16 protein-coding genes are annotated in these 19,526 nt (G+C 68.2%); 5 read left to right on the top strand and 11 right to left on the bottom strand.

Annotation, left to right across the window (positions count from 1 at the left end; translation table 11 throughout):
* Nucleotides 1–61: 61 nt before the first annotated feature.
* Both AC13GI_RS11575 and AC13GI_RS11570 read right to left on the bottom strand, forming a co-directional pair.
* A complete protein-coding gene (locus AC13GI_RS11575; RefSeq protein ID WP_099819466.1) occupies nt 62–586 on the bottom strand; it encodes a GNAT family N-acetyltransferase in 525 nt (174 codons plus the stop codon).
* Between the two features lie 262 nt (nt 587–848).
* Nucleotides 849–2,825, bottom strand: a complete 1,977-nt coding sequence (locus tag AC13GI_RS11570) for a UvrD-helicase domain-containing protein (protein WP_099819465.1) — start codon at nt 2,823–2,825, stop codon at nt 849–851.
* A 102-nt stretch (nt 2,826–2,927) separates the two neighbouring features.
* On the opposite strand from AC13GI_RS11570, the gene AC13GI_RS11565 reads away from it, so the two are divergent.
* A complete protein-coding gene (locus AC13GI_RS11565; protein ID WP_099819678.1) occupies nt 2,928–3,548 on the top strand; it encodes a thymidine kinase in 621 nt (206 codons plus the stop codon).
* A gap of 3 nt (nt 3,549–3,551) precedes the next feature.
* Complete coding sequence (locus AC13GI_RS11560; RefSeq protein WP_243379974.1) at nt 3,552–4,349, top strand: SEL1-like repeat protein; 798 nt, start codon at nt 3,552–3,554, stop codon at nt 4,347–4,349.
* Between the two features lie 39 nt (nt 4,350–4,388).
* On the opposite strand, the gene AC13GI_RS11555 is transcribed toward AC13GI_RS11560, so the two are convergent.
* The 6 genes from AC13GI_RS11555 to AC13GI_RS11530 all read right to left on the bottom strand — a co-directional run bounded on the left by AC13GI_RS11555 (nt 4,389) and on the right by AC13GI_RS11530 (nt 11,527).
* Nucleotides 4,389–5,993, bottom strand: coding sequence for an OpgD/OpgG family glucan biosynthesis protein (locus AC13GI_RS11555; protein ID WP_482996322.1), 1,605 nt, complete (start codon nt 5,991–5,993; stop codon nt 4,389–4,391).
* A 48-nt stretch (nt 5,994–6,041) separates the two neighbouring features.
* Nucleotides 6,042–8,507 carry a serine/threonine-protein kinase gene (locus tag AC13GI_RS11550; protein WP_482996321.1) on the bottom strand — a complete coding sequence of 822 codons (2,466 nt, stop codon included), beginning with the start codon at nt 8,505–8,507 and terminating at the stop codon, nt 6,042–6,044.
* 17 nt (nt 8,508–8,524) lie between these two features.
* Entirely contained in the window at nt 8,525–9,091 is a 567-nt protein-coding gene (locus AC13GI_RS11545) for an ECF-type sigma factor (protein WP_099819461.1), read from the bottom strand.
* A gap of 69 nt (nt 9,092–9,160) precedes the next feature.
* Complete coding sequence (gene mutM / locus AC13GI_RS11540; RefSeq protein WP_100554311.1) at nt 9,161–9,973, bottom strand: bifunctional DNA-formamidopyrimidine glycosylase/DNA-(apurinic or apyrimidinic site) lyase; 813 nt, start codon at nt 9,971–9,973, stop codon at nt 9,161–9,163.
* A gap of 19 nt (nt 9,974–9,992) precedes the next feature.
* Nucleotides 9,993–10,328 carry an EF-hand domain-containing protein gene (locus AC13GI_RS11535; RefSeq protein ID WP_482996320.1) on the bottom strand — a complete coding sequence of 112 codons (336 nt, stop codon included), beginning with the start codon at nt 10,326–10,328 and terminating at the stop codon, nt 9,993–9,995.
* A complete protein-coding gene (locus AC13GI_RS11530) occupies nt 10,325–11,527 on the bottom strand; it encodes a DesA family fatty acid desaturase (protein ID WP_099819458.1) in 1,203 nt (400 codons plus the stop codon). The genes AC13GI_RS11535 and AC13GI_RS11530 overlap by 4 nt, the downstream gene beginning before the upstream one ends.
* 215 nt (nt 11,528–11,742) lie before the next feature.
* On the opposite strand from AC13GI_RS11530, the gene AC13GI_RS11525 reads away from it, so the two are divergent.
* The gene (locus AC13GI_RS11525; RefSeq protein WP_482996326.1) at nt 11,743–12,501 is read left to right on the top strand and encodes an ABC transporter ATP-binding protein; all 759 of its coding nucleotides are present in this window, start codon (nt 11,743–11,745) and stop codon (nt 12,499–12,501) included.
* Between the two features lie 128 nt (nt 12,502–12,629).
* Here the strand turns inward: AC13GI_RS11525 and AC13GI_RS11520 are convergent, their stop codons facing one another.
* Together AC13GI_RS11520 and AC13GI_RS11515 are read right to left on the bottom strand one after the other, a co-directional pair.
* Complete coding sequence (locus AC13GI_RS11520) at nt 12,630–13,829, bottom strand: DUF4785 domain-containing protein (RefSeq protein WP_482996319.1); 1,200 nt, start codon at nt 13,827–13,829, stop codon at nt 12,630–12,632.
* Nucleotides 13,830–13,840: 11 nt separating this feature from the next.
* Nucleotides 13,841–14,719, bottom strand: coding sequence for a hypothetical protein (locus tag AC13GI_RS11515; RefSeq protein WP_099819456.1), 879 nt, complete (start codon nt 14,717–14,719; stop codon nt 13,841–13,843).
* A gap of 233 nt (nt 14,720–14,952) precedes the next feature.
* On the opposite strand from AC13GI_RS11515, the gene AC13GI_RS11510 reads away from it, so the two are divergent.
* A complete protein-coding gene (locus AC13GI_RS11510; RefSeq protein ID WP_099819455.1) occupies nt 14,953–15,792 on the top strand; it encodes an acid phosphatase in 840 nt (279 codons plus the stop codon).
* A gap of 132 nt (nt 15,793–15,924) precedes the next feature.
* Here AC13GI_RS11510 and AC13GI_RS11505 read toward each other — a convergent pair whose 3' ends face one another.
* On the bottom strand, nt 15,925–18,195 hold the full coding sequence (locus AC13GI_RS11505; protein ID WP_099819454.1) for a TonB-dependent receptor: 2,271 nt from the start codon (nt 18,193–18,195) through the stop codon (nt 15,925–15,927).
* 159 nt (nt 18,196–18,354) lie between these two features.
* On the opposite strand from AC13GI_RS11505, the gene AC13GI_RS11500 reads away from it, so the two are divergent.
* Nucleotides 18,355–19,359, top strand: coding sequence for a TIGR00266 family protein (locus tag AC13GI_RS11500; protein ID WP_099819453.1), 1,005 nt, complete (start codon nt 18,355–18,357; stop codon nt 19,357–19,359).
* The last annotated feature ends 167 nt before the right edge of the window (nt 19,360–19,526 follow it).

Here is a 19,526-nt window from a genome sequence, read left to right as displayed (position 1 = left end):
GCCGGGGGGGGCGGCGGGGTGCCCCTGTTGCGCCCCCCCCCGGGGGCCCCCCCCACCACGATCAAACCTCGGCCGCGCCGAGCGTGGCGTATAGGCGGCTGGGGCTGTCGATGCCCGGCAGCTGGATGACCCCGCGCTCGTGCATGCCCAGGCCCAGCAGCACCTTTGCCGAGGCGACGTTGTCCAGATCGGTGATGCCGTAGAGATCCTGCAGGCCCAGCACCGTGCGCGCGTGATTGAACACCGCCCGCGCCGCCTCGCTGGCATAGCCCTGCCCGACGAATTCCGACAGCACCGCGTAGCCGATATCCGGCGCCGGCAACCCATCCCGCCGCACCAGCCCGGCGTTGCCCAGCCACGCACCATCGGACAGCCGCTCGATCGCATACATGCCGAAGCCATTCAACGCATAGCTGTGCAGCACCCGCAGGGCGATGTACTCGCGCGCCTGCGCTTCGTCGCGCACATTGCGGTCACCGATGAACCGCACGAAGCCCGGATCATTGAGCAGGGCCAGCATCGGTGCCGCATCACGGTCCGGTTCAATGGCCCGCAGACGCAGGCGCTCGCTTTCAATCGGGTGCACGGACAAACCTCCAGCCAGAAGCTCCGATTGTGCCTCAGCCCCCGGCTGTTGCCGTGGCCTTTGATCTTCTTTTTCTTTTCCGTGGCTGACGCGCACGGAACCTGTCCAAGGCCGGGTAGATGGGTTGCGCAGGGGCGTGAGCCGCATGGATGCGGCGACCGAGCTTACAGGGACGTACTTGCAGCGTCCCCTGCGCAGCCCATCTACCCGGCCAAGCACACATGCACCGCGAACGGCCACGAGGGGCTGCGCCGTTCGCCGGTCAATCGAACAACGCCTCGATCGCCGCCAACCCCGCCGTCGCCCGTTCCTTCTTCCGCGCCGCATCCGCCACCGGATCCGCGCCATCGCGCTGGATCTCCTCGGCCGGAATCTCGTCGAAGAAGCGGCTCGGCTTCAACCGCACGTGCTCGCCGAACTTGCGGGTCAGCTTGCTGTAGCTCATCCACAGCTGGATCTTGGCGCGGGTGATGCCCACGTACAGCAGGCGCCGCTCTTCCTGCAGATTGCCCTCGTCCAGGCTGACCTGGTGCGGCAGCACGCCATCCTCGCAGCCGACGATGAACACGTACGGGAATTCAAGGCCCTTGGAGGCGTGCATGGTCATCATCCGCACCTGGTTGCCACCCTCGTCCTTGTCACTGCGCGACAACAGCGCCAGCTGGCCGGCCAGATCGGCAGCAGTGGCGCCACGCGGGCCACCCTCGAACCACTGCGCCAGCTCTTCGATGTTGTTGGCACGACGCTGGTAGCTGGCTTCTTCCTTGGCCTGCTGGCGCAGCTCGCTGAGCAGGCCCGATTCCTTGGCCACCTTGCGGATCATGTCGCCGGAGCTGATCTGTCGCGTCTGCGCACGCAGGTCACGCAGGATGTCGGTGAAGCGCGCCAGGCTGTTGGCCGCGCGCGGTGGCAGCTGCTGCAGCGCGCCGATCGCTTCGGCGGCCTGCGCCATCGGCATGTCCTTTTCCGAGGCCAGTTCGGCCAGCTTGGCCAGGGTGCCGGCGCCGACCTCGCGCTTGGGCGACTGCACCGCACGCAGGAAGGCGGTGTCATCGTCCGGGTTCACCAGCAGCCGCAGCCACGCCAGCGTGTCCTTCACTTCCTGGCGCTCCAGGAACATCGTGCCGCCGGTCAGGTGGTAGGGGATACGCAGCAGCTGCATCGCCTTTTCCAGCGGACGCGACTGGAAGTTGCCGCGGAACAGGATGCAGAAATCGCTCCACGGCACGTTGCGCGTCTGCGCCACGAACGCAATCTCGGCGGCGACTTTCTCGGCCTCGTGTTCGCTGTTGCGGCACTCCCACACGCGGATGCGCTCGCCATCGGCCTGGTCGCTCCACAGCTTCTTCAGGTGTTCGTGCGGATTGTTGGCGATCAGCGCATTGGCCGCGCGCAGGACGCGGTTGGAACACCGGTAGTTCTGCTCCAGCTTGATGATTTCCAGGGCCGGGTAATCGCGCCCCATCTGCTGCAGGTTTTCCGGGTTGGCGCCACGCCAGGCGTAGATCGACTGGTCGTCATCGCCCACGCAGGTGAAGTTGCCCTTGTCACCGGCCAGCTGCTTGAGCAGGCGGTACTGGGCATCGTTGGTGTCCTGGCATTCGTCGACCAGCAGGTAGCCGATGCGTTCGCGCCAGGCCAGCGCGATGTCCGGGTTCTCTTCCAGGATCTGCACCGGCAGCCGGATCAGGTCATCGAAATCGACGGCGTTGAACGCGCTCAGGCGCAACTGGTAGCGCTCGTAGATGCCGGCCGCTTCCTTTTCACGATTGCTGCGCGCAGCGGCCATCGCCTGCTCCGGCGACAGTCCGGCGTTCTTGGCGCGCGACACCAGGTTCTTCATGTCCTCGATGTCGTCGGGCTTGGCGCCGTACATCAGGTCCTTGATCTGCGCGGCCGCGTCATCGGCATCGAAGATCGAGAAACCGCGCTTGAGCCCGACCGCGGCATGCTCGATCTGCAGGAATTTCAGGCCCAGCGCATGGAAGGTGCAGATGGTCACTTCATCGGCATCCTGCTCGCGCAGGCGTTTGGCCACGCGCTCGCGCATTTCCTTGGCCGACTTGTTGGTGAAGGTGATCGCGGCGATGCGCTTGGCCGGGTAGCGGCCACAGCCGATCAGGTGGGCGATCTTCTCCACGATCACGCGCGTCTTGCCACTGCCGGCGCCGGCGAGCACCAGCAGCGGTCCTTCGATGTGGAGGACGGCGGCAGCTTGGGGGGGATTGAGACCGTGCATTGGGTGGGGATTGTAGCGGGCGTTGATGGCAGCCACAGCCGCCGGCCGGTGGGCTTGCTGAACGGCTTCGGCCGGTGCCGGGTGGCGTCGTACAATCGGCCGATGGCCAAGCTCTATTTCTACTATTCGGCGATGAACGCCGGCAAGACCACCACCCTGCTGCAGAGCGCGCACAACTACCGCGAGCGCGGCATGCGCGTGGCGATCCTGACCCCGCGCCTGGACGACCGTGCCGGCGCGGGCGTGGTCGCCTCGCGGATCGGCCTGCGCGCCGACGGCATGGCCTTCGAACGCGACACCGACCTGCAGCAGTGGGTCACGCAGGATCTGCAGGCCAACGGGCCGCTGGGCTGCGTGCTGGTGGACGAGGCACAGTTCCTCAGCCGCAGTCAGGTCTGGCAGCTCAGCGAGGTGGTCGACCAGTTGCGCATCCCGGTGCTGTGCTATGGCCTGCGCACCGATTTCCGCGGCGAGTTGTTCGAGGGCAGCCAGTACCTGCTGGCCTGGGCCGACGAGATGCAGGAGATCAAGACGATCTGCCACAGCGGCAAGAAGGCGACCATGACCGTGCGCGTGGACGAGCACGGCCATGCCGTGCAGGACGGCCCGCAGGTGGAGATCGGCGGCAACGAGCGCTACGTCTCGGTCAGCCGCGCCGAGTTCAAGAAGATCACCCGGGGCGAGGGCCGTATCGATCCGGCGCAGGCACCGCTGCCGCTGTAGGGCGTGACGTCCAGCCGTTTACAAGTAGACGGCTACGTGCCTAGGCTGCGGCAACGTCTGCTGCCGAACTGGATGTCCGCCATGCGTTCCGCCCTGCTGTTGATGCCGCTGTTGTTGCTGCCTGTACTTGCCGTCGCCTCCGGCCAGGCGCCCGCCGCTCCGCTGGATGATGCCGCACTGCTGGGCGCCGGATTTCTGGACGGACATCCAGACATGAAATTCCGGCAGTGGGGCATGGATGCGCTGCACCGCGGCGATGCCGAAGCGGCGATGGACAACTTCCGCAAGGCGGCCCGCTATGCCGACAAGCCTGCGCAGGGCCTGCTGGGCGAGATGTACTGGTACGGTGTCAAACGTGCTGCCGACCCGGTCATGGCCTTTGCGTGGATGGATGTCGCAGCCGAGCGCGGATACCCGTTGATGCTCGAGCTGCGCGACAAGTACTGGGCAGCGCTGCCGTTGGAGCAGCACGATATCGCGCGTGCGCAGGCGCTGCGGCTGCGCGATGAGTACGGCGATGCGGCGGCTCGCCCACGCCTGGCCGCGGAACTGCAGCGGGGCAAGCGTGCGATGACGGGGAGCCGGACCGGCTCGTTGTCCAACAACGTGGACATCGTCTACATGGATGGAGGCGTAAGCCGAACCATCAAAGCCGATCGCCTCTACGATCCCACGTACTGGGATCCAGACCGGTATCAGCGGTGGCAAGACGAGAACTGGATGAAGATCCGTCGCGGCACCGTGGAAGTCGGCCTGCCGACCCAGACGCCACCTCCAGCGCCCATCGACGGCAAGCCGTGACCCAGCGGTGCCGGCGGCCAGCCGGCACCCTGCATCCACTCAGTACAGCGTGCGCTCCGGCGCACCGGCCGGCGGCGGGGTGTACTGGTACAGCCAGGTTTCGGTGAGGGTCTTGCCGCCACTGCGCAGGTACAGGCGGATGTCGATCTGATCGGTGCTGCCCTCCGGCGGCACCAGGTCGAACATCGCGCGGTAGCCCTTGATCTCGCGCAACGGCCGCGCCGAGACGATCTCCACCCGGCCACGGCTGGTTTCGACAACCGCTTCGACGTCGGCCTTGTCGATCAGGCCGGCCAGTTCGCCGCCTTCGAAGTCCACCGCGAAACGCCACGAGAAATACTCCCGCTTCTTGCCGATCACCCCGCCCAGGCCGGTGCGGCTGGCCACGCAGTGGGCCAGCGGCGTATGCGCCGGCGGCTGTGCGCCCCAGTACAGCCGGTAGCCGACCAGCAGTTCCTGGCCCGGTTGCGGCTTTTCCTTCGGGTTCCAGAAGGCCACGATGTTGTCGAAGGTTTCATCGACAGTGGGAATCTCCACCAGCTGCACCGAGCCCTCGCCCCAGTCGCCCTTCGGCTCCACCCACAGGCACGGGCGCTTCTCATAGAACACGCCGTCGTCCTGGTAGTGATCGAAGTTGCGGTCACGCTGCAGCAGGCCAAAGCCACGCGGATTGCGGTCGACGAACATGTTGAAGCGCAGGTTGCGCGGGTTCAGCAGCGGCCGCCAGATCCATTCGCCAGCGCCGGTCCACAACGACAGGCCGTCGGTATCGTGGATCTCCGGGCGCCAGTCCCAGCCCATGCGGCGGTCGTTCTCGCCTACCTGGTACATGCTGGTGCAGGGCGCGATGCCGAGGCGTTCGATCGCCTTGCGCGGGTACAGCGCGCTGTCGATGTCCATCAGCAGCACGTCGCCGTTGGTGACGGCGAAGCGGTAGGCACCGGCCACGCTGGGCGAATCCAGCAGCGCGTAGACGATGATGGTGTCCGAGTCGGCCGCAGGTTGTTCCAGGTAATAGGCGATGAAGTCCGGGAATTCCTCCGGCTTGCCCATGCCGGTGTCGATGGCCAGGCCGCGCGCGGACTGGCCGTACTGGCCTTCCTTGCCCACGGCGCGGAAGTAGCTGGCCCCCAAGAACGCGGCGAAATCGCGGTCGGTGTCCTTGCGCGTGTTCAGTCGGAACCCGGCAAAGCCGAGGTCGGCCGGCAGCTCGCCGTTCTTCAACCCGCTCTTGCCGTAGTTGAACGCAGCGCCGTCATAGGCCAGTTCCTGCGCCTTGCCGTCGACCACGTCGTACATGCGCACCGGCGAATGGAAGTACAGGCCCAGATGGAAGAACTTGGCCTGGAATTTTCCCGGCTGGTCGGCCCACAGGGCATGGTCCTGGCGGTAGCCGATCGACTGGTACTGATCCCAGTCCAGCGCCTCCAGCTTGCCCGGCAGCACCCGCTTGTGGCTCTGGTACGGCGCCTGTGCCAGCGCGCGCGCCTGGCCCTTCAGGGTGGCGAAATCGAACGGCTGCGGCTGGCCAAGCCGGCGCAGCCCAAGCTGGCCACTCTTGCTGGCCGCGCAGGCCGGCAGTGACGGCAGGCCGAAGGCGGCCAGGGCCAGGGAGGCATTGCGGATGAAGTCGCGTCGTTGCATGCAGGCGCGGGAGCAAAGGGAAGGTCGGCCATCATAGGCAGACAAACGTTAACGGGCAGCGGTGGAATCGATGCGCTGTTCAGCCTGTGCCAATGCCGCGATGCGCGCATCGAGCTCCTGCAGGGCCGGCGCCTGTGGCCCGCGCTGGGCCAGCAGCAGCTGCCGTGCCTCGGCCAGCACGCTGCGGGCCTGTGCGGTCTGGCCGGCCTCCTGCAGGGCCTGCCCCTGCGCCAGCAGTGCCTGCGGCAGCAAGGCGACGTGGTCCGGCTGGCGCCAGATCGCCACCGCACGGGCGTAGTGCGCCGCCGCTGCCGAGGGGTCGTCGCTGGCGCTGGCCCACTTGCCGAGGGCGAACTCGCCGTAGCCGATCTCACGATGGTCCGGGCCCAGGGCGCCGAGCAGCTGTGCCTGCACCTGCCGCAGTTCCTGGCCGGCCAGCGTGCGCTGGCCGCGCTGCAGGGCCAGCAGCGCGCGTGCGCGGCGTACCACCAGCGCCTCCGGGTGGCGCGGTCCCCATGCATCCTGCGCTGCCTGCCAGGCCAGCTCCAGCTCGGCCGCTGCCGCCTTGGTGTCGCCCTGGCGGGCCAGCACATCGCCCAGTTGCCGGTGCAGGCTGATCACCTGCGGGCTGCTGGCGTCGGCGCGCTGGCCGAGCAGGGCCAGCGCCTGCCGGTACCCGGCCAGCGCGCCCGGCAGGCGCCCGGCGGTGGCGTCCAGCGCGGCCAGATCGGCCAGTGATTCAGCACGCCCGAAGCGCTCGACCATCCCCTGGTGGCGCAGCGCCAGCGCCTGCTGGAACGAGCGGCGCGCCGCCTCGGCGTCACCCAGCTGGGCCTGGCACCGCCCCAGCTGGCTGTGGAATTCGGCCACGGCCGCCGGCAAGGCCGCCGCCTCGCTGGCCGCCAGCGGTTGCAGCGGCTGCAGGTGCGCCAGGCACTCGCGCGCGCGGCCGAGCATGCGCAACGCGCGCCCGCGCTGGGTCACCGCCTCGATCTGCAGCGCTGGCGGCACCTCGCCCACCGCCTGCAGCAGCCGGCGCTGCTGGTCCAGCGTCTGCAGCGCCAGCTGGTAATCGCCCAGGCCGATGCGCAGGCGGCCGATCACCCCCTGCAGCTCGGCCAGCGCCAGCGGCTGGTCGGCGAGTTCGGCTTCGCCCCGTTGCTGGCCGGTGGCCAGCAGCTGCGGCACGTCGAAATGGCCGTGGCGCTGGCTGGCCGCCTTGTCGAACAGGCCGACGGTGAAATCCTGCATGGCCTGCGCACGCGCCATTTCCACCCGCGCCTGGCGCGCCTGCCACAGGGCGATGGACGTGGTCAGCAGCAGCGCCAACACCGACAGCGTCGCCAAGGCCACGCCCCAGCGATGGCGGCCAATGTACTTGCGTACCCGGTACCCCACGCCCGGCGGTCGCGCCTGGATCGGCTGCCCCTGCAGGTAGCGGCGCAGGTCGCCGGCCAGCGCTTCGGCCGAGCTGTAGCGCTGCTGCGGATCCTTCTGCAGGGCCTTTTCCAACAGCACGTCCAGATCACCCCGCAATCGCTTCGCCTGCCGCTGCAGGGCGCGTTTCGGCGCTCCGGGCTCGGCGGCCAGCCGTTGCAGCAGCGCCGAGGCACGTGGCGCCTGCACATCCAGGATCGAGCGCTCCCATTCCGCGTCGCTGTGCCGGCGCAGACGATAGGGCTTGTGCCCGGTGACCACCTCGAACAGCACCACGCCCAGCGAATAGACGTCGGTCAGGGTCGTCACCGCCTCGCCCCGCACCTGTTCCGGCGCGGCGTAGTGCAGGGTGAAAGCGCGGATTTCGGTGGCCGGATGGGCCGCGTTCGGATCGTCGTGGTCGAGCAGCTTGGCGATGCCGAAGTCGAGCAGTTTCACCGTGCCATCGGCGCGTACCAGGATGTTGGAGGGCTTCAGGTCGCGGTGCACCACCAGGTTCGCATGCGCATGGCTGACCACCGCGCAGACCTGCAGCATCAGCTGCAGACGCGCTTCCAGCGGCGGTTGCAGGCGCCGGCAGTAGTCACTGATCGGCTCGCCTTCCACGTAATCCAGCGCCAGGTAGGGCTGCCCGTGCTGGTCCACCCCGGCGTCCAGCAGTTGTGCCAGATGCGGGTGCTGCAGGCGGGCCAGGATCTGCCGCTCGCGGCCGAAGCGTTGACGCAGGCCGGGATCGGCGACGCCACTGCGCAGCAGCTTCAGTGCGACCTGGCGCTGGTACAGGCCATCGCAGCGCTCGGCCAGCCAGACCTCGCCCATGCCACCTTCACCGAGCGGGTGCAGCAGCCGATAGGGCCCGACCTCGCTGCCGGCGCGGCCCGGCGGTGTGGCGGTCCACAGCGGCTGGGCCATGAACTCGTGGCTGTCGGCTTCCTGCTGCAGCAGGTGTTCCAGCTCGCGGCCCAGCGTCGGGTCCTGCGCGCTCAAGCGCTGCAGGCGCAGCTGGCGGGCGGCGGGTGCCAGCTCCAGCAGCTGGTCCAGCCAGGACGACAATTGCTGCCAGCGGGCGGTATCCATGAGTGGGTGGCGGCGACTCAGTCGCTGCGCATCGCGGCCAGCAGGAACAGCCGTGCTTTCTGCCAGTCACGGCGGATGCTGCGTTCCGAGCGCTGGCTAAGCTCGGCGATCTCCAGCTCCGACAGCCCGGCGAAATAGCGCAGTTCCACCACCTTGGCCAGGTGCGCATCGACGGCCTGCAGGCGTTCCAACGCCACGTCCAGGGCCAGCAGATCCTCGTCCAGGCGTATGCCGCTGCTGCTGTTCTCGGGAATCTCGGCCACCCGCTTGAGGTCGCCACCGCGCTTGCGCGCCAGGCGGTTGCGCGCGTAATCGACGACCACGCTGCGCATCGACGATGCGGCGTAGGCGAAGAAGTGCGAACGGTCCTCGAAACGCGCCGCACCGCGGCTGCCCAACAGCTTCAGGTAAGACTCGTGGACCAGCGAGGTCGCATCCAGGGTGCGCCCCTGCTGCCCGGCCAACTGCCGCCGGGCCATGCTGTGCAGCTCCTGGTACAGGGTGGTCAGCACGCGGTCGAGCGCGGCACGGTCGCCGCCGCGCGCAGCATCCAGCCAGACAGTGATATCCGGGCCTTCGTCCATCGCCAACGCTCCCCCGCAGCGGATGTCGGCTGGACTATAGCGCTGCGCGTGTGCAGCGCATGAAGACGTTCAGCGCTGGCAGCGGCTGCACCACACGCTTGCGCGCTGGCCGATCATCGCGTGCTTGAGCGGGCGGCCGCAGCTGGGGCACGGCAGGCCATCGCGGCCATACACCAGCAGCTCCTGCTCGAAGTAGCCCGGCGCGCCGTCGGGGCTGATGAAATCACGCAGGGTGGTGCCACCACGGGTGATGGCGTAGTCCAGCGTTTCCTTCACTGCCGTGGCCAGCCGCCGGTAGCGCTCGCGGGTGACCTTGCCGGCCTCGCGCAGCGGGCTGATGCCGGCCTTGAACAGGCTTTCGGCGGCGTAGATGTTGCCCACGCCGACCACCACCGCCTGGTCCATCAGGAAGGTTTTCACCGGCGCGCTGCGGCCCCGGCTGCGGGCGAACAGGTAGTCGCCGTCGAAGGCTTCATCCAGCGGTTCCGGGCCCAGCCCCTGCAGCAACGGATGGATCTCGCCGGCCGGCTGCCAGAGCAGGCTGCCGAAACGGCGCGGGTCGTTGAAACGCAGCAGGCGGCCGTTGTCCAGGCTGATATCCACATGGTCGTGGGCGCGCAGCGGGGTGTCGCCGGGCAACACGCGCAGGCTGCCGGACATGCCCAGGTGCAGCACGGCGCTGCCGATGGCGGTGTCCAGCAGCAGGTACTTGGCGCGGCGGCGCACGTCTTCGATGCGCTGGCCGGGCAGCAGCTCGGCCACTTCCGGCGGGATCGGCCAGCGCAGGTCGGCGCGGCGCAGGATCACCCCATGCACGCGGCGGCCCTGCAGGTGCGGCGCCAGGCCGCGGCGGGTGGTTTCTACTTCGGGCAGTTCGGGCATGGCACGATTCTATGCCCGCTCAGCGTGGTGGTGCAGCCAGTTCGCGCGCATCCAGGAACCCATCGCCGTTGGCGTCCTGCTTGTGGAAGCGCTGCACGATCGTCTGCCGCTGCTGTTCGCGGGTGATGGCCCTGCCCTTGCCACCGGGCAGCTCATCTGCGCTCAGCACGCCATCGCCGTTGCGATCCATGCGATCGAAGGCGTACAGCATCCACTGCAGGTACTCGGCTTCACTGACCTTGCCGTCGCCGTCGCTGTCCATGCGCTGCAGGTAGCTGGCGGTGTCGCTGACCTGGGCCCGCACGGCAGGCGCCCACACTGCGACCAGCAGCAACACCGTCAGCGCAGCCCTCATCCGCCCACCAGGGTGTAACCCTTCAGTCGCGCGGCATAGGCCTGCAGCGCGGCGATGCCGCTTTCCTCGGCCTCGCGGCACCAGGCCTGCAATTGACGCAGGCGCTCGGCGGCATCGTGGCCACGCGCTTCCAGCAGCGTTGCCAGGCGCGCTCGGTATTCCACCAGGGTACGGATGCGCGGGCGCTGGGCGACCCATTCGCTGAGCTGCGCGCGGCTGTCCGGCTTCAACCAGCGGCCGTCGTTGACCAGGCCACGGCGCAGCCGGCGCGGCAGCAACCGGCGTAGCTTGGCACCGGCGTACCGTGCTTCCTCGCGCAATGCCGGCATGAACACGTTGCGCTGGTAGTCGGTCATCGCCTGGAAACGATGCGACAACAGGGCTTTCAGCGTGTCGGCGTCGGGCACGGCGATGTTCGGGCGCACGTCCATCGCCGGCGCCACCCGCAATACCTTGGCCAGGCGCAGGGCCTGCAGCAGGCGGATCGCGCTCCAGCCGATGTCGAACTCCCAGCGCCGCATCGCAAAGCGCGCCGAGCTGGGGAACGCATGGTGGTTGTTGTGCAGTTCCTCGCCGCCAATCCAGAACGCCCACGGCGTCAGGTTGGTGGAGGTGTCGGCCGACTCGTAGTTGCGGTAGCCCCACCAGTGGCCCAGGCCATTGACCACGCCGGCGGCCCAGAACGGAATCCACGCCATCTGGATCGCCCACAGGGCGATGCCCGGCAGGCCGAACAGCACCGTGTTGATCGCAAACAGCAGCACCGGGCCGAAGGTGGCATAGGGGGTGTACAGGCGGCGCTCGATGGCGTCGTCCGGCGTGCCGCGACCGTACTGTTCGATGTCCTCGCGCATGCCGCGTGCTTCGCGGTAGAGCTCCACGCCGCGCCAGAACACCTGGCCGATGCCCCGGGTGACCGGGCTGTGCGGGTCGTCCTCGGTTTCCACCTTGGCGTGGTGCTTGCGATGGATCGCCACCCACTCCTTGGTGATCATCGAGGTGGTCAGCCAGGTCCAGAAGCGGAAGAAGTGCGCGACCACCGGGTGGAAGTCCACGCCCCGGTGCGCCTGGCTGCGGTGCAGGTAGAGGGTGACCGAGAAGATCGTGAGCTGGGTGAAGACCAGCAGCACCAGGGCCAGCTGCCACCAGCCCAGGCCCAGCACGCCACCGGTCAGCAGGGACATCAGGGCATCAGGCATGGCGGCTCTCCAGAGCGACACAGGTATGGAAGACATCATGGGCGCTTGCGTTGCAAACTGCACCTTGCACCGCTGGATTGGCAGCGCCATTCCGTGGCTTCGTTCACAGTTGGGGACCCGTGTTGTCGAGCCTTGATCCGCGCATCCGCGCCGTAGACCCTGCCCCATCCGCCGGGGACCTGCCGCCCTTGATCGAACTGGACCGCGCCAGCGTGATGCGCGGCCAGGTGAAGGTCCTGCACGGGCTGAGCCTGCGCATCGCGCAGGGCCAGCACACCGCCCTGATCGGCCCCAATGGCTGTGGCAAGTCCACCTTCATCAAGCTGATCACCCGCGAGCTGTACCCGCTGGCGCAGGCCGACGGCACGGTGGCAGTGAAGGTGCTGGGGCAGAACCGCTGGCAGGTCGACCGCCTGCGTTCGCAGCTGGGCATCGTCACTGGCGACCTCAGCAGCAACCTGGCCGACATGCCGGGGCTGACGGTGGAGCAGGCGGTGCTGTCGGGGTTCTTCGCCAGCTACATGGTGCCGGCCTTCCGCGAGGTCACCGCCGACATGCGCGGGCGGGTCGGCGAGACCCTGGCGATGACCGGTGCGTCGGGCCTGCGTGAGCGTGCCTACGCCGAACTTTCGGCCGGCGAGACCCGCCGCGTGCTGATCGCCCGTGCGCTGGTCAACCGGCCGCAGGCGCTGCTGCTGGATGAACCCTCCACCGGGCTGGACCTGGTGGCCCGCCAGCAGTTGATCGCCACCATGCGCGTGCTGGCCCAGCAGGGCATCACCCTGGTGCTGGTCACCCATCACATCGAGGAAGTGATTCCCGAGATCGAGCGGGTGGTGCTGCTGCGCGACGGCCGCGTGGTGGCCGATGGCGCGCGCGCCGAGCTGCTGCGCGACGAACCGCTGTCGGCCGTGTTCGGCGGCGCGATCACGGTGGTGGAACAGGACGGACGGCTGACCGCCTCCGCGGGGTGATCGACAGCCCCCGGTAGAGCCGAGCCTATGCTCGGCTGCTCGTGGCCGCGGGAACGGCAGCCGAGCATAGGCTCGGCTCTACAGAAGACGGTGCAGCGGGCCGGACATCCGGCCCGCCACGCCTTGCTTCAGAACCGCAACGCCAGCGCGCGCGACTCGATTGGTGCCATCCGGCTCTGGTCCTGCAGCTGCAGGTCGCGCAGTTCATACGGCGCACCGAAGCCGGCAGGCAACGCGGCCTGGTCGAACGGCAGCACCAGCGCGCCACGGCCCGGGCCATCGAACCACGCTGCAGCATGGGCCTGCGCCACCGGCTGCAACTGGCCGTTGGCCGCGGTGGCATACAGCGTGCCGCGCGCCTCGTAGCGGCCGGCGGCGGCCACCTGCAGCGGCAGGCTGACCTGGCGGCTGGCCGGATCGGGCATGGCCTGGCCGACGAAGCGGGCGGTCGGCCTGGCCACCGCGAAGGCAACCTTGCCATCGCGCAGCACGCCGTCGGCCTGGGCAAACACCTGCAGCTCCCACAGGCCCTGGGTGTTGCTGGCCTCGGCCGGAATCCTTACCTGTGCGCGCAGGCTGCCATCGGTGGTGCGCAGCAGCCGCTGCGGCCAGCTGCGGCCATCGGGTGCGACCAGCAGCGCTTCACCGCCGAGGCTGCCGCGTCGTGCACGCAGCGTCGCTGCGCTGGCCCCGTCTTCCAGCAGACGCGCCTGCAGCTGCACGTTGCCACCGGCCAGCACCTGCGCCTGGCTGGCCTGCACTTCCAACCGCAGCGGGCTGTTGGGCTCCAGCACCTGCACCACGTAGCGGCCCTGCGCCTGCGCGCTCTGCAGGCGGTAGGCGCCAGCTGCGCTGGTGGCACCGGTGCGCAGCATGCTGCTGCCATCGCTGACCGGCATGCCCGCATCCTGCAGCTGGCGTGCATCGACACTGCGCGCGATGCTGCTGCGCCCCGCCGGATCACGCACCTGCAGCGCGCTGGCCGGCAGCGCGCGGGCACCCGGCGCCGGGCTGAGCTGGATCACCGCATCGGGTGCGCTCAGCGGCAGCTCCAGGCCGCGCTGCAGCTCGGCACCGTCGACCTGCTGCCAATAGCTGCGGCTGATCGCAGCCTGGGGACCGAGGGCCTGCAGTGGTTGCGCCGGGTCCAGTGCCCAGGCGAAGGCCAGTGGCGCGTGCTCGCTTTCATCGGCCGGCAGCGGCGCGGCAACCAGGCCAGCGGGAATCTGGTCGCCGGCGGCGACGCGCAGCGGCTGCGCGGCCTGCGCCGATGCGGTGGAAAGGACCGCCAGCACGGCGGTAGCCAGCAGGGTGGAATGGATCGTCATGGTCATCTCCCTCACTGGGTCAGGTCGTTGCGCAGGATGCTGCCGAGGCCGAAGCACTCGCGGCGGCTCTGGTTGTGGCTGAGCGGCTCGGCGCCCTGGGTGCGCGCCTTGTCGGTGAACCACAGGGTGCCGGCCGCCTTCTGGCTGCTGCATTCCAGGAAGCCGTCCGAGCACGATGACAGCCAGTTCTGGGTGAACTCCAGGCCGACATTGGCGGCGTAGCCACCGCAGTAGCTGTTGCTGTCCCACACCGCCGATTCGACATCGCTGCCAACCACTGCGCGGAACGGCTTGGGCAGGGCCGGGCGGCCGGCGGTGCCATACAGGTTCTGCGCGTTGTAGGTGGCCATGTGTCCCACCTGCTGCATGCGCACGGCATCGTTCTTGTAGCCCAGCAGCCAGCCCAGCGAGGTTTCGAAGGTGTTGCCGTTGAGCACCGCGTCGGCCAGCGGCGTACCTGCCGACGAGGGCGCCAGCGCAGTGACCTTGCGCACCCGGTTGATGATCTTCGGGTAGCGGCTGTCGTAGGTGGGGTTGGACAGGATCCAGCGCATCACGTTGCCGCCGTTGGAGTGGGTGATCACCACCAGCTGGGTGATGCCACGGCTGTCGATGAAGCCGGTGAGCTGGTTGGCCAGGCAGCCGGCCGCTTCCGGCTTCCACATGTACTGGGTGAAGTCGCAGTTGATGACCACGTAGTTGCTGCTGTTCGGCATGCCCTGGCGGACGGTGTCGATGATCGCCGGCTGCCAGTAGTCCTGCGTGGCATTGGTCTGCGCGCCGGTGCCATGCACGAAGGCCACGCCGTAGACATCGGCGGCCTGCGCCGGGGCGGTCGCCAACCCCAGAACCAGGGCCAGGACGGTACTTCCTGTTGCGGTGCTGCGCATCGCTTCTCTCCCTTTCAGCGGATCCCCCCGGCCCGGCTGTGACCTGATGCTCATGGCGGCAGCACGTGAAAGTCCGTGCGCTGCGCCCGGATTCAGGAGATTGCCGACACTTGATGACGGTTTTCACCACCCAGCGGCGGACCATGCCGGGTCTGGCCGTATGACCGATGGCCACTGCGGCCGGTGATCGAGGCTGCGATCATGGCCGGCGAGTTTCCTTCCCGAGTCTGCCCATGTCGTCGATCCTCTCCCCTGCCCGTCCACTGCTCGGCCTGGCCATCGCGCTGTCGCTGGCCGGCTGTGCCGCCACCGCCAGCAAGCCGACCGCCGTCGAAGCCAACATCACCACCAAGGCCGTGGGCTACCTGGACAAGACCGCGGTGCCGGCCAGCATCGACCTGGTACCAGCACCACCGGCGGCCGGCTCGGCCGCCTTCGCGCTGGACGAACAGGTCAGCCGTGAAGCCCGTGCGCTGCGCGGCAGCCCGCGCTTCACCCAGGCCGGCGTCGATGCGGAGCTGGGTTTCCCGGAAGGCGCCAACCACTTCTCCTGCGCCGCCGACATTGATGTCGACGCAGTGAAGACCCCGGCCCTGTACCGTCTGCTGGAGCGCAGCCGCATCGACGCCAGCGCTGCCACCAAGGCCGCCAAGAACACCTACAAGCGCCCCCGTCCGTTCATGGTCAACGGCGAGCCGACCTGCTCGCCGAAGGATGAGGAGGGGCTGCGCAGCAACGGTTCCTATCCGTCCGGCCACACCTCGATCGGCTGGGCATGGGCATTGATCCTGTCGGAGATCGCACCGGACCGCGCCGATGCCATCCAGGCACGCGGTCGCAACTACGGCGAGAGCCGCCTGGTGTGCAACGTGCACTGGCAGAGCGACATCCTCGAAGGCCGCTTCATGGGCGCGGCTGCCGTCGCCCGTCTGCATGACAACGCCGCGTTCAACAAGGACCTGCTGGCTGCGCGCAAGGAAATCGCTGCCGCGCGCAAGGCCGGCCTGCATTCCAGCCGTGACTGCGCCACCGAGAACGCGGTGCTGAAGGTGCGCCCGCAGAGCGCGCTGTAAGCCATGCCTCTGTAGAGCCAAGCCATGCTCGGCTCAGAGCAGCCGAGCGCAGGCTCGGCTCTACAGGAAGCAGAAAACAGAAGGGCCGGCATTGCGCCGGCCCTTCTTCATTGCATCACTGCTGCAACCGCATCAGAACTTCGCGGTGAACTCCACGCCCCAGGTACGCGGCTCGTTGAGGAAGCCGGTCAGGTTGTTGAAGTCGATCGCGCCGACCACGCGGGTCTGGTTGGTCAGGTTGCGGCCGAACACGGCCACGTCGTACTGGCCGTAATCCCAGTTGTAGCCCAGGCGCAGGCCACCTTCCAGCGAGCTGCGGCCACGGAACTCCGGCGACTCGTAGATGAAGAAGTTGACCGCACTGCGGTAGGCCCAGTCGGTGTAGGCATACAGCTCGCTGCCATCGCTGAGCGGGAAGCCCACGCGCAGGGTCGCGTTGTGGATCCACTTCGGCGCCTGCGGCAGCGGATTGCCGTTGACCAGGGCGTAGGTGCCGCCATTGATGATGGTGGTCGGGTCGGTGATGGTGCAGCCGCCGCCACAGACCGCCACCGCCAGGTTCTTGTCCTTGATCTCGGTGTCGTTGTAGCTGCTGCCGAAGGTCAGCAGAACGTTGTCGGCCAGGTAGGCTTCCAGGTCCAGCTCGACGCCCTGGCCGATGGTCTTGTCGGCGTTGAGCAGGGTGGCGGTGTTGTTGGTGCCACCCACGGCGATCAGCTGCTGGCCGTCCACGTCGTAGCGGAACACGCTGAAGCCCAGGCGTGCGCGACGCTCGAACAGGTCGGCCTTGATGCCGGCTTCGTACGAGATCACCTTCTCCGAATCGGCCTGCGACAGGCCCGGCGCGAACGCCAGGCGACCCTGGATCGACGGTGCACGGAAGCCCTTGGCCACGCGCGCATAGGCATTGACGTTGTCGGTCAGCTTGTACACGCCGCTGACATCCCAGCTGACGTCGTTGACGTCGGTGTTGGCCAGGTACGGGCCACTGACCGGGGTACCGAACGGCACGGCCTGCAGCACGCTGGCGCTGAAGTCCTTCTTGTCCTGCGTGTAGCGCACGCCGGCACGCAGCTTGAAGCGGTCGGTGACATCGAAGTCGCCCGACGCGAACACCGCCCACGCCTTGTTGCGCTGCTGCTGCACCACGTGGCCGGTCTGCGGATTGCCCGGGGTCAGCGAGTCGTAGTTGAAGTTGTTGATGGTGACGTCTTCATCGAAGTAGAAGACGCCGGCCTGCCAGTCGAAGCGGCCCCATTCGTTGGATTCCACGCGGAATTCCTGGGTCCACTGGCGGTGGTGCGGCAGGCCGTCGGCCGACTCGGACGAGAACGGAATCAGGCCCGGGCCGGAGTTGCCCGCGCCGAGGAACGCTGCGCCGTAGCCACCGTCGATGTCGCCACGGTTGAGCGATTCGGCGGTCTCATAGCCGGTGATCGAATGCAGGGTCACCGAACCGAGGTTCCACTGCAGGCGCGCGCTGCCGCCCCAGGTTTCCAGGTCGGAGAAGTTGACGCCGTCATTGGCGACCTTGTCGCGGTCGAAGTTCTCGACCAGCGCGTTGCCGCCCTTCTCGATGATGTTGGCGCGGAACAGGCGGGCGGTGCCGTTGAGCTTGCGCTTGTGCAGGTTGAACAGCGCTTCGAAATCCTCGCCTTCGTACAGGAACTGCACGCGGCCGGCGGCTTCGTCATAGCCTTCGAAGCCGCTGTTGGGCGCACCGGCACGGGTGTTGTCGACCCAGTCGTCGCGACGCTGGTAGATGGCCGACACGCGTGCGGACCAGCGGTCGGTCAGCGGGCCGCCGTAGGCGCCCTGCACGTTCCAGCTGTTGTAGGTGCCATAGCCCACGCGCACGTAGCCATCGGCATCCTGCGACGGACGCGCCGAATCGAACTTGACCACGCCGGCCGGGGTGTTGCGCCCGAACAGGGTGCCCTGCGGACCGCGCAGCACTTCCACACCGGCCAGGTCGAACAGCGGGAAGCCCTTCAGCAGCGGGCTTTCCTGCACCACATCGTCGTACACCAGCGAGACCGGCTGCGAAGCATTGAGATCGAAATCGGTGTTGCCCAGGCCGCGGATGTAGAAACGCGGGAAGGCACGGCCGTAGGAGGACTCGATGTTGAGGCTCGGCACGCGCGCAGCAAGGAAGCGGATGTCATCGCCCGCCGAACCGAGCACGTCGAGCTTTTCGCCCTGGATCGCGCTGATCGCAACCGGTACGTCCTTGGCGTTCTCGACGCGACGCTGTGCAGTCACCTGCAGCGCATCGAGGGCGACCGGATCCTTGGCGGCGGGGGTTTCCTGAGCGGCTGCTGCCAGCGGCAGCAGGGCGGAAAGAGCGACAACGAGCGGGCGCGCGACCGGAGAGCGGCCACGGGAAGTACGGGTCGGAGACATGGCGGTAGGCTGTGTTTGGAGGGGTGGTAAAACGGCGCTACCAGATAATTGTTGCAATACAGCACCTCCCTCGCAAATGCCGATCGTTCATGGCCGCCTCGCGCGCCGCCGGAAGCTGCCGCTAGACTCGGCGTTTTCCCCCGCAACGGACCTGCTGCGATGACCCAGTGGTACTTCCATGCTCCCGGCCAGGCCGACCGTGTCGGTCCGTTCGACGAGGAGGCCGCGCGCCGCTTCGCCCAGGCCAATCCGCGCGCGCTGGCCTGGTGCCAGGGCATGACAGGGTGGACACCGGTGTCCGAAATCGTCGCCCTGCAGCAGGCCGGCGCCGCCACGGCAGCGCCGCCGCCGATGCCCCCAGCCACGCCCGCAACCGCAACTGCGTCCACCGGCAGCCGTGCCGACCGCATCGACTTCCGCATCGTCGGCCATGAAATGCAGTTCGTGGAAATCGAACTGGACCCCGGCGAGGGTGCGGTGGCCGAGGCCGGCGCGTTGATGTTCAAGGACGCTTCGGTGCAGATGGATACCGTCTTCGGCGGCGGTGCACGCGGTGGCCAAGGCAGCGGTTTCATGGACAAGGTGATGGCCGCCGGCAAGCGCGTGCTGACCGGTGAGAGCCTGTTTGCCACTGTCTACACGCAGACCGGCCAGGGCCGCGGCAAGGTCGCCTTCGCTGCGCCCTATCCCGGTACCGTGCTGGCGATGAAGCTGGACCAGCACGGCGGGCGCCTGATCTGCCAGAAGGACAGCTTCCTGGCCGGCGCGCGCGGCGTGCAGATCGGCGTGCAGTTCCAGCGCAAGATCATGACCGGCCTGTTCGGTGGCGAGGGCTTCATCATGCAGAAGCTGGAGGGCGACGGCTGGGTGTTCATCCATGCCGGCGGCTGCGTGGTCGAGCGTGAGCTGGCCGCCGGCGAACGCCTGGATGTCGATACCGGCTGCATCGTCGCCTACCACCCGACCGTGGACATGGACGTGCGCCGGGTCAAAGGCATCCGAAGCGTGCTGTTCGGTGGCGAGGGCGTGTTCCTGGCCACCCTGACCGGGCCGGGCAAGGTCTGGCTGCAGTCGCTGCCGTTCTCGCGCCTGGCCGGCCGCATGTGGATGGCGGCGCCGCAGGGCGGCGGCAAGAGCCGCGGCGAGAGTTCGCTGCTGGGCTGAGTGGGCCGACGGCCGGACGGCGCGCCGGTTCTGACCGCAGGATATCGGTAGGTGCCGACCTTGGCCGGCACTGGATTGTGCAAGCGCCGGCCAAGGTCGGCATCTACCGCCCGCATTTCATGAATGGGGAGCCGCCCCACCCTGCCCGCCCTGCCACGCCTTCGGTA

The organism is Stenotrophomonas sp. 82F1 (assembly GCF_056861525.1).
The sequence above is the reverse complement of the archived record's forward strand: the minus strand, read 5'-3'. Positions and strand labels throughout refer to the sequence as shown.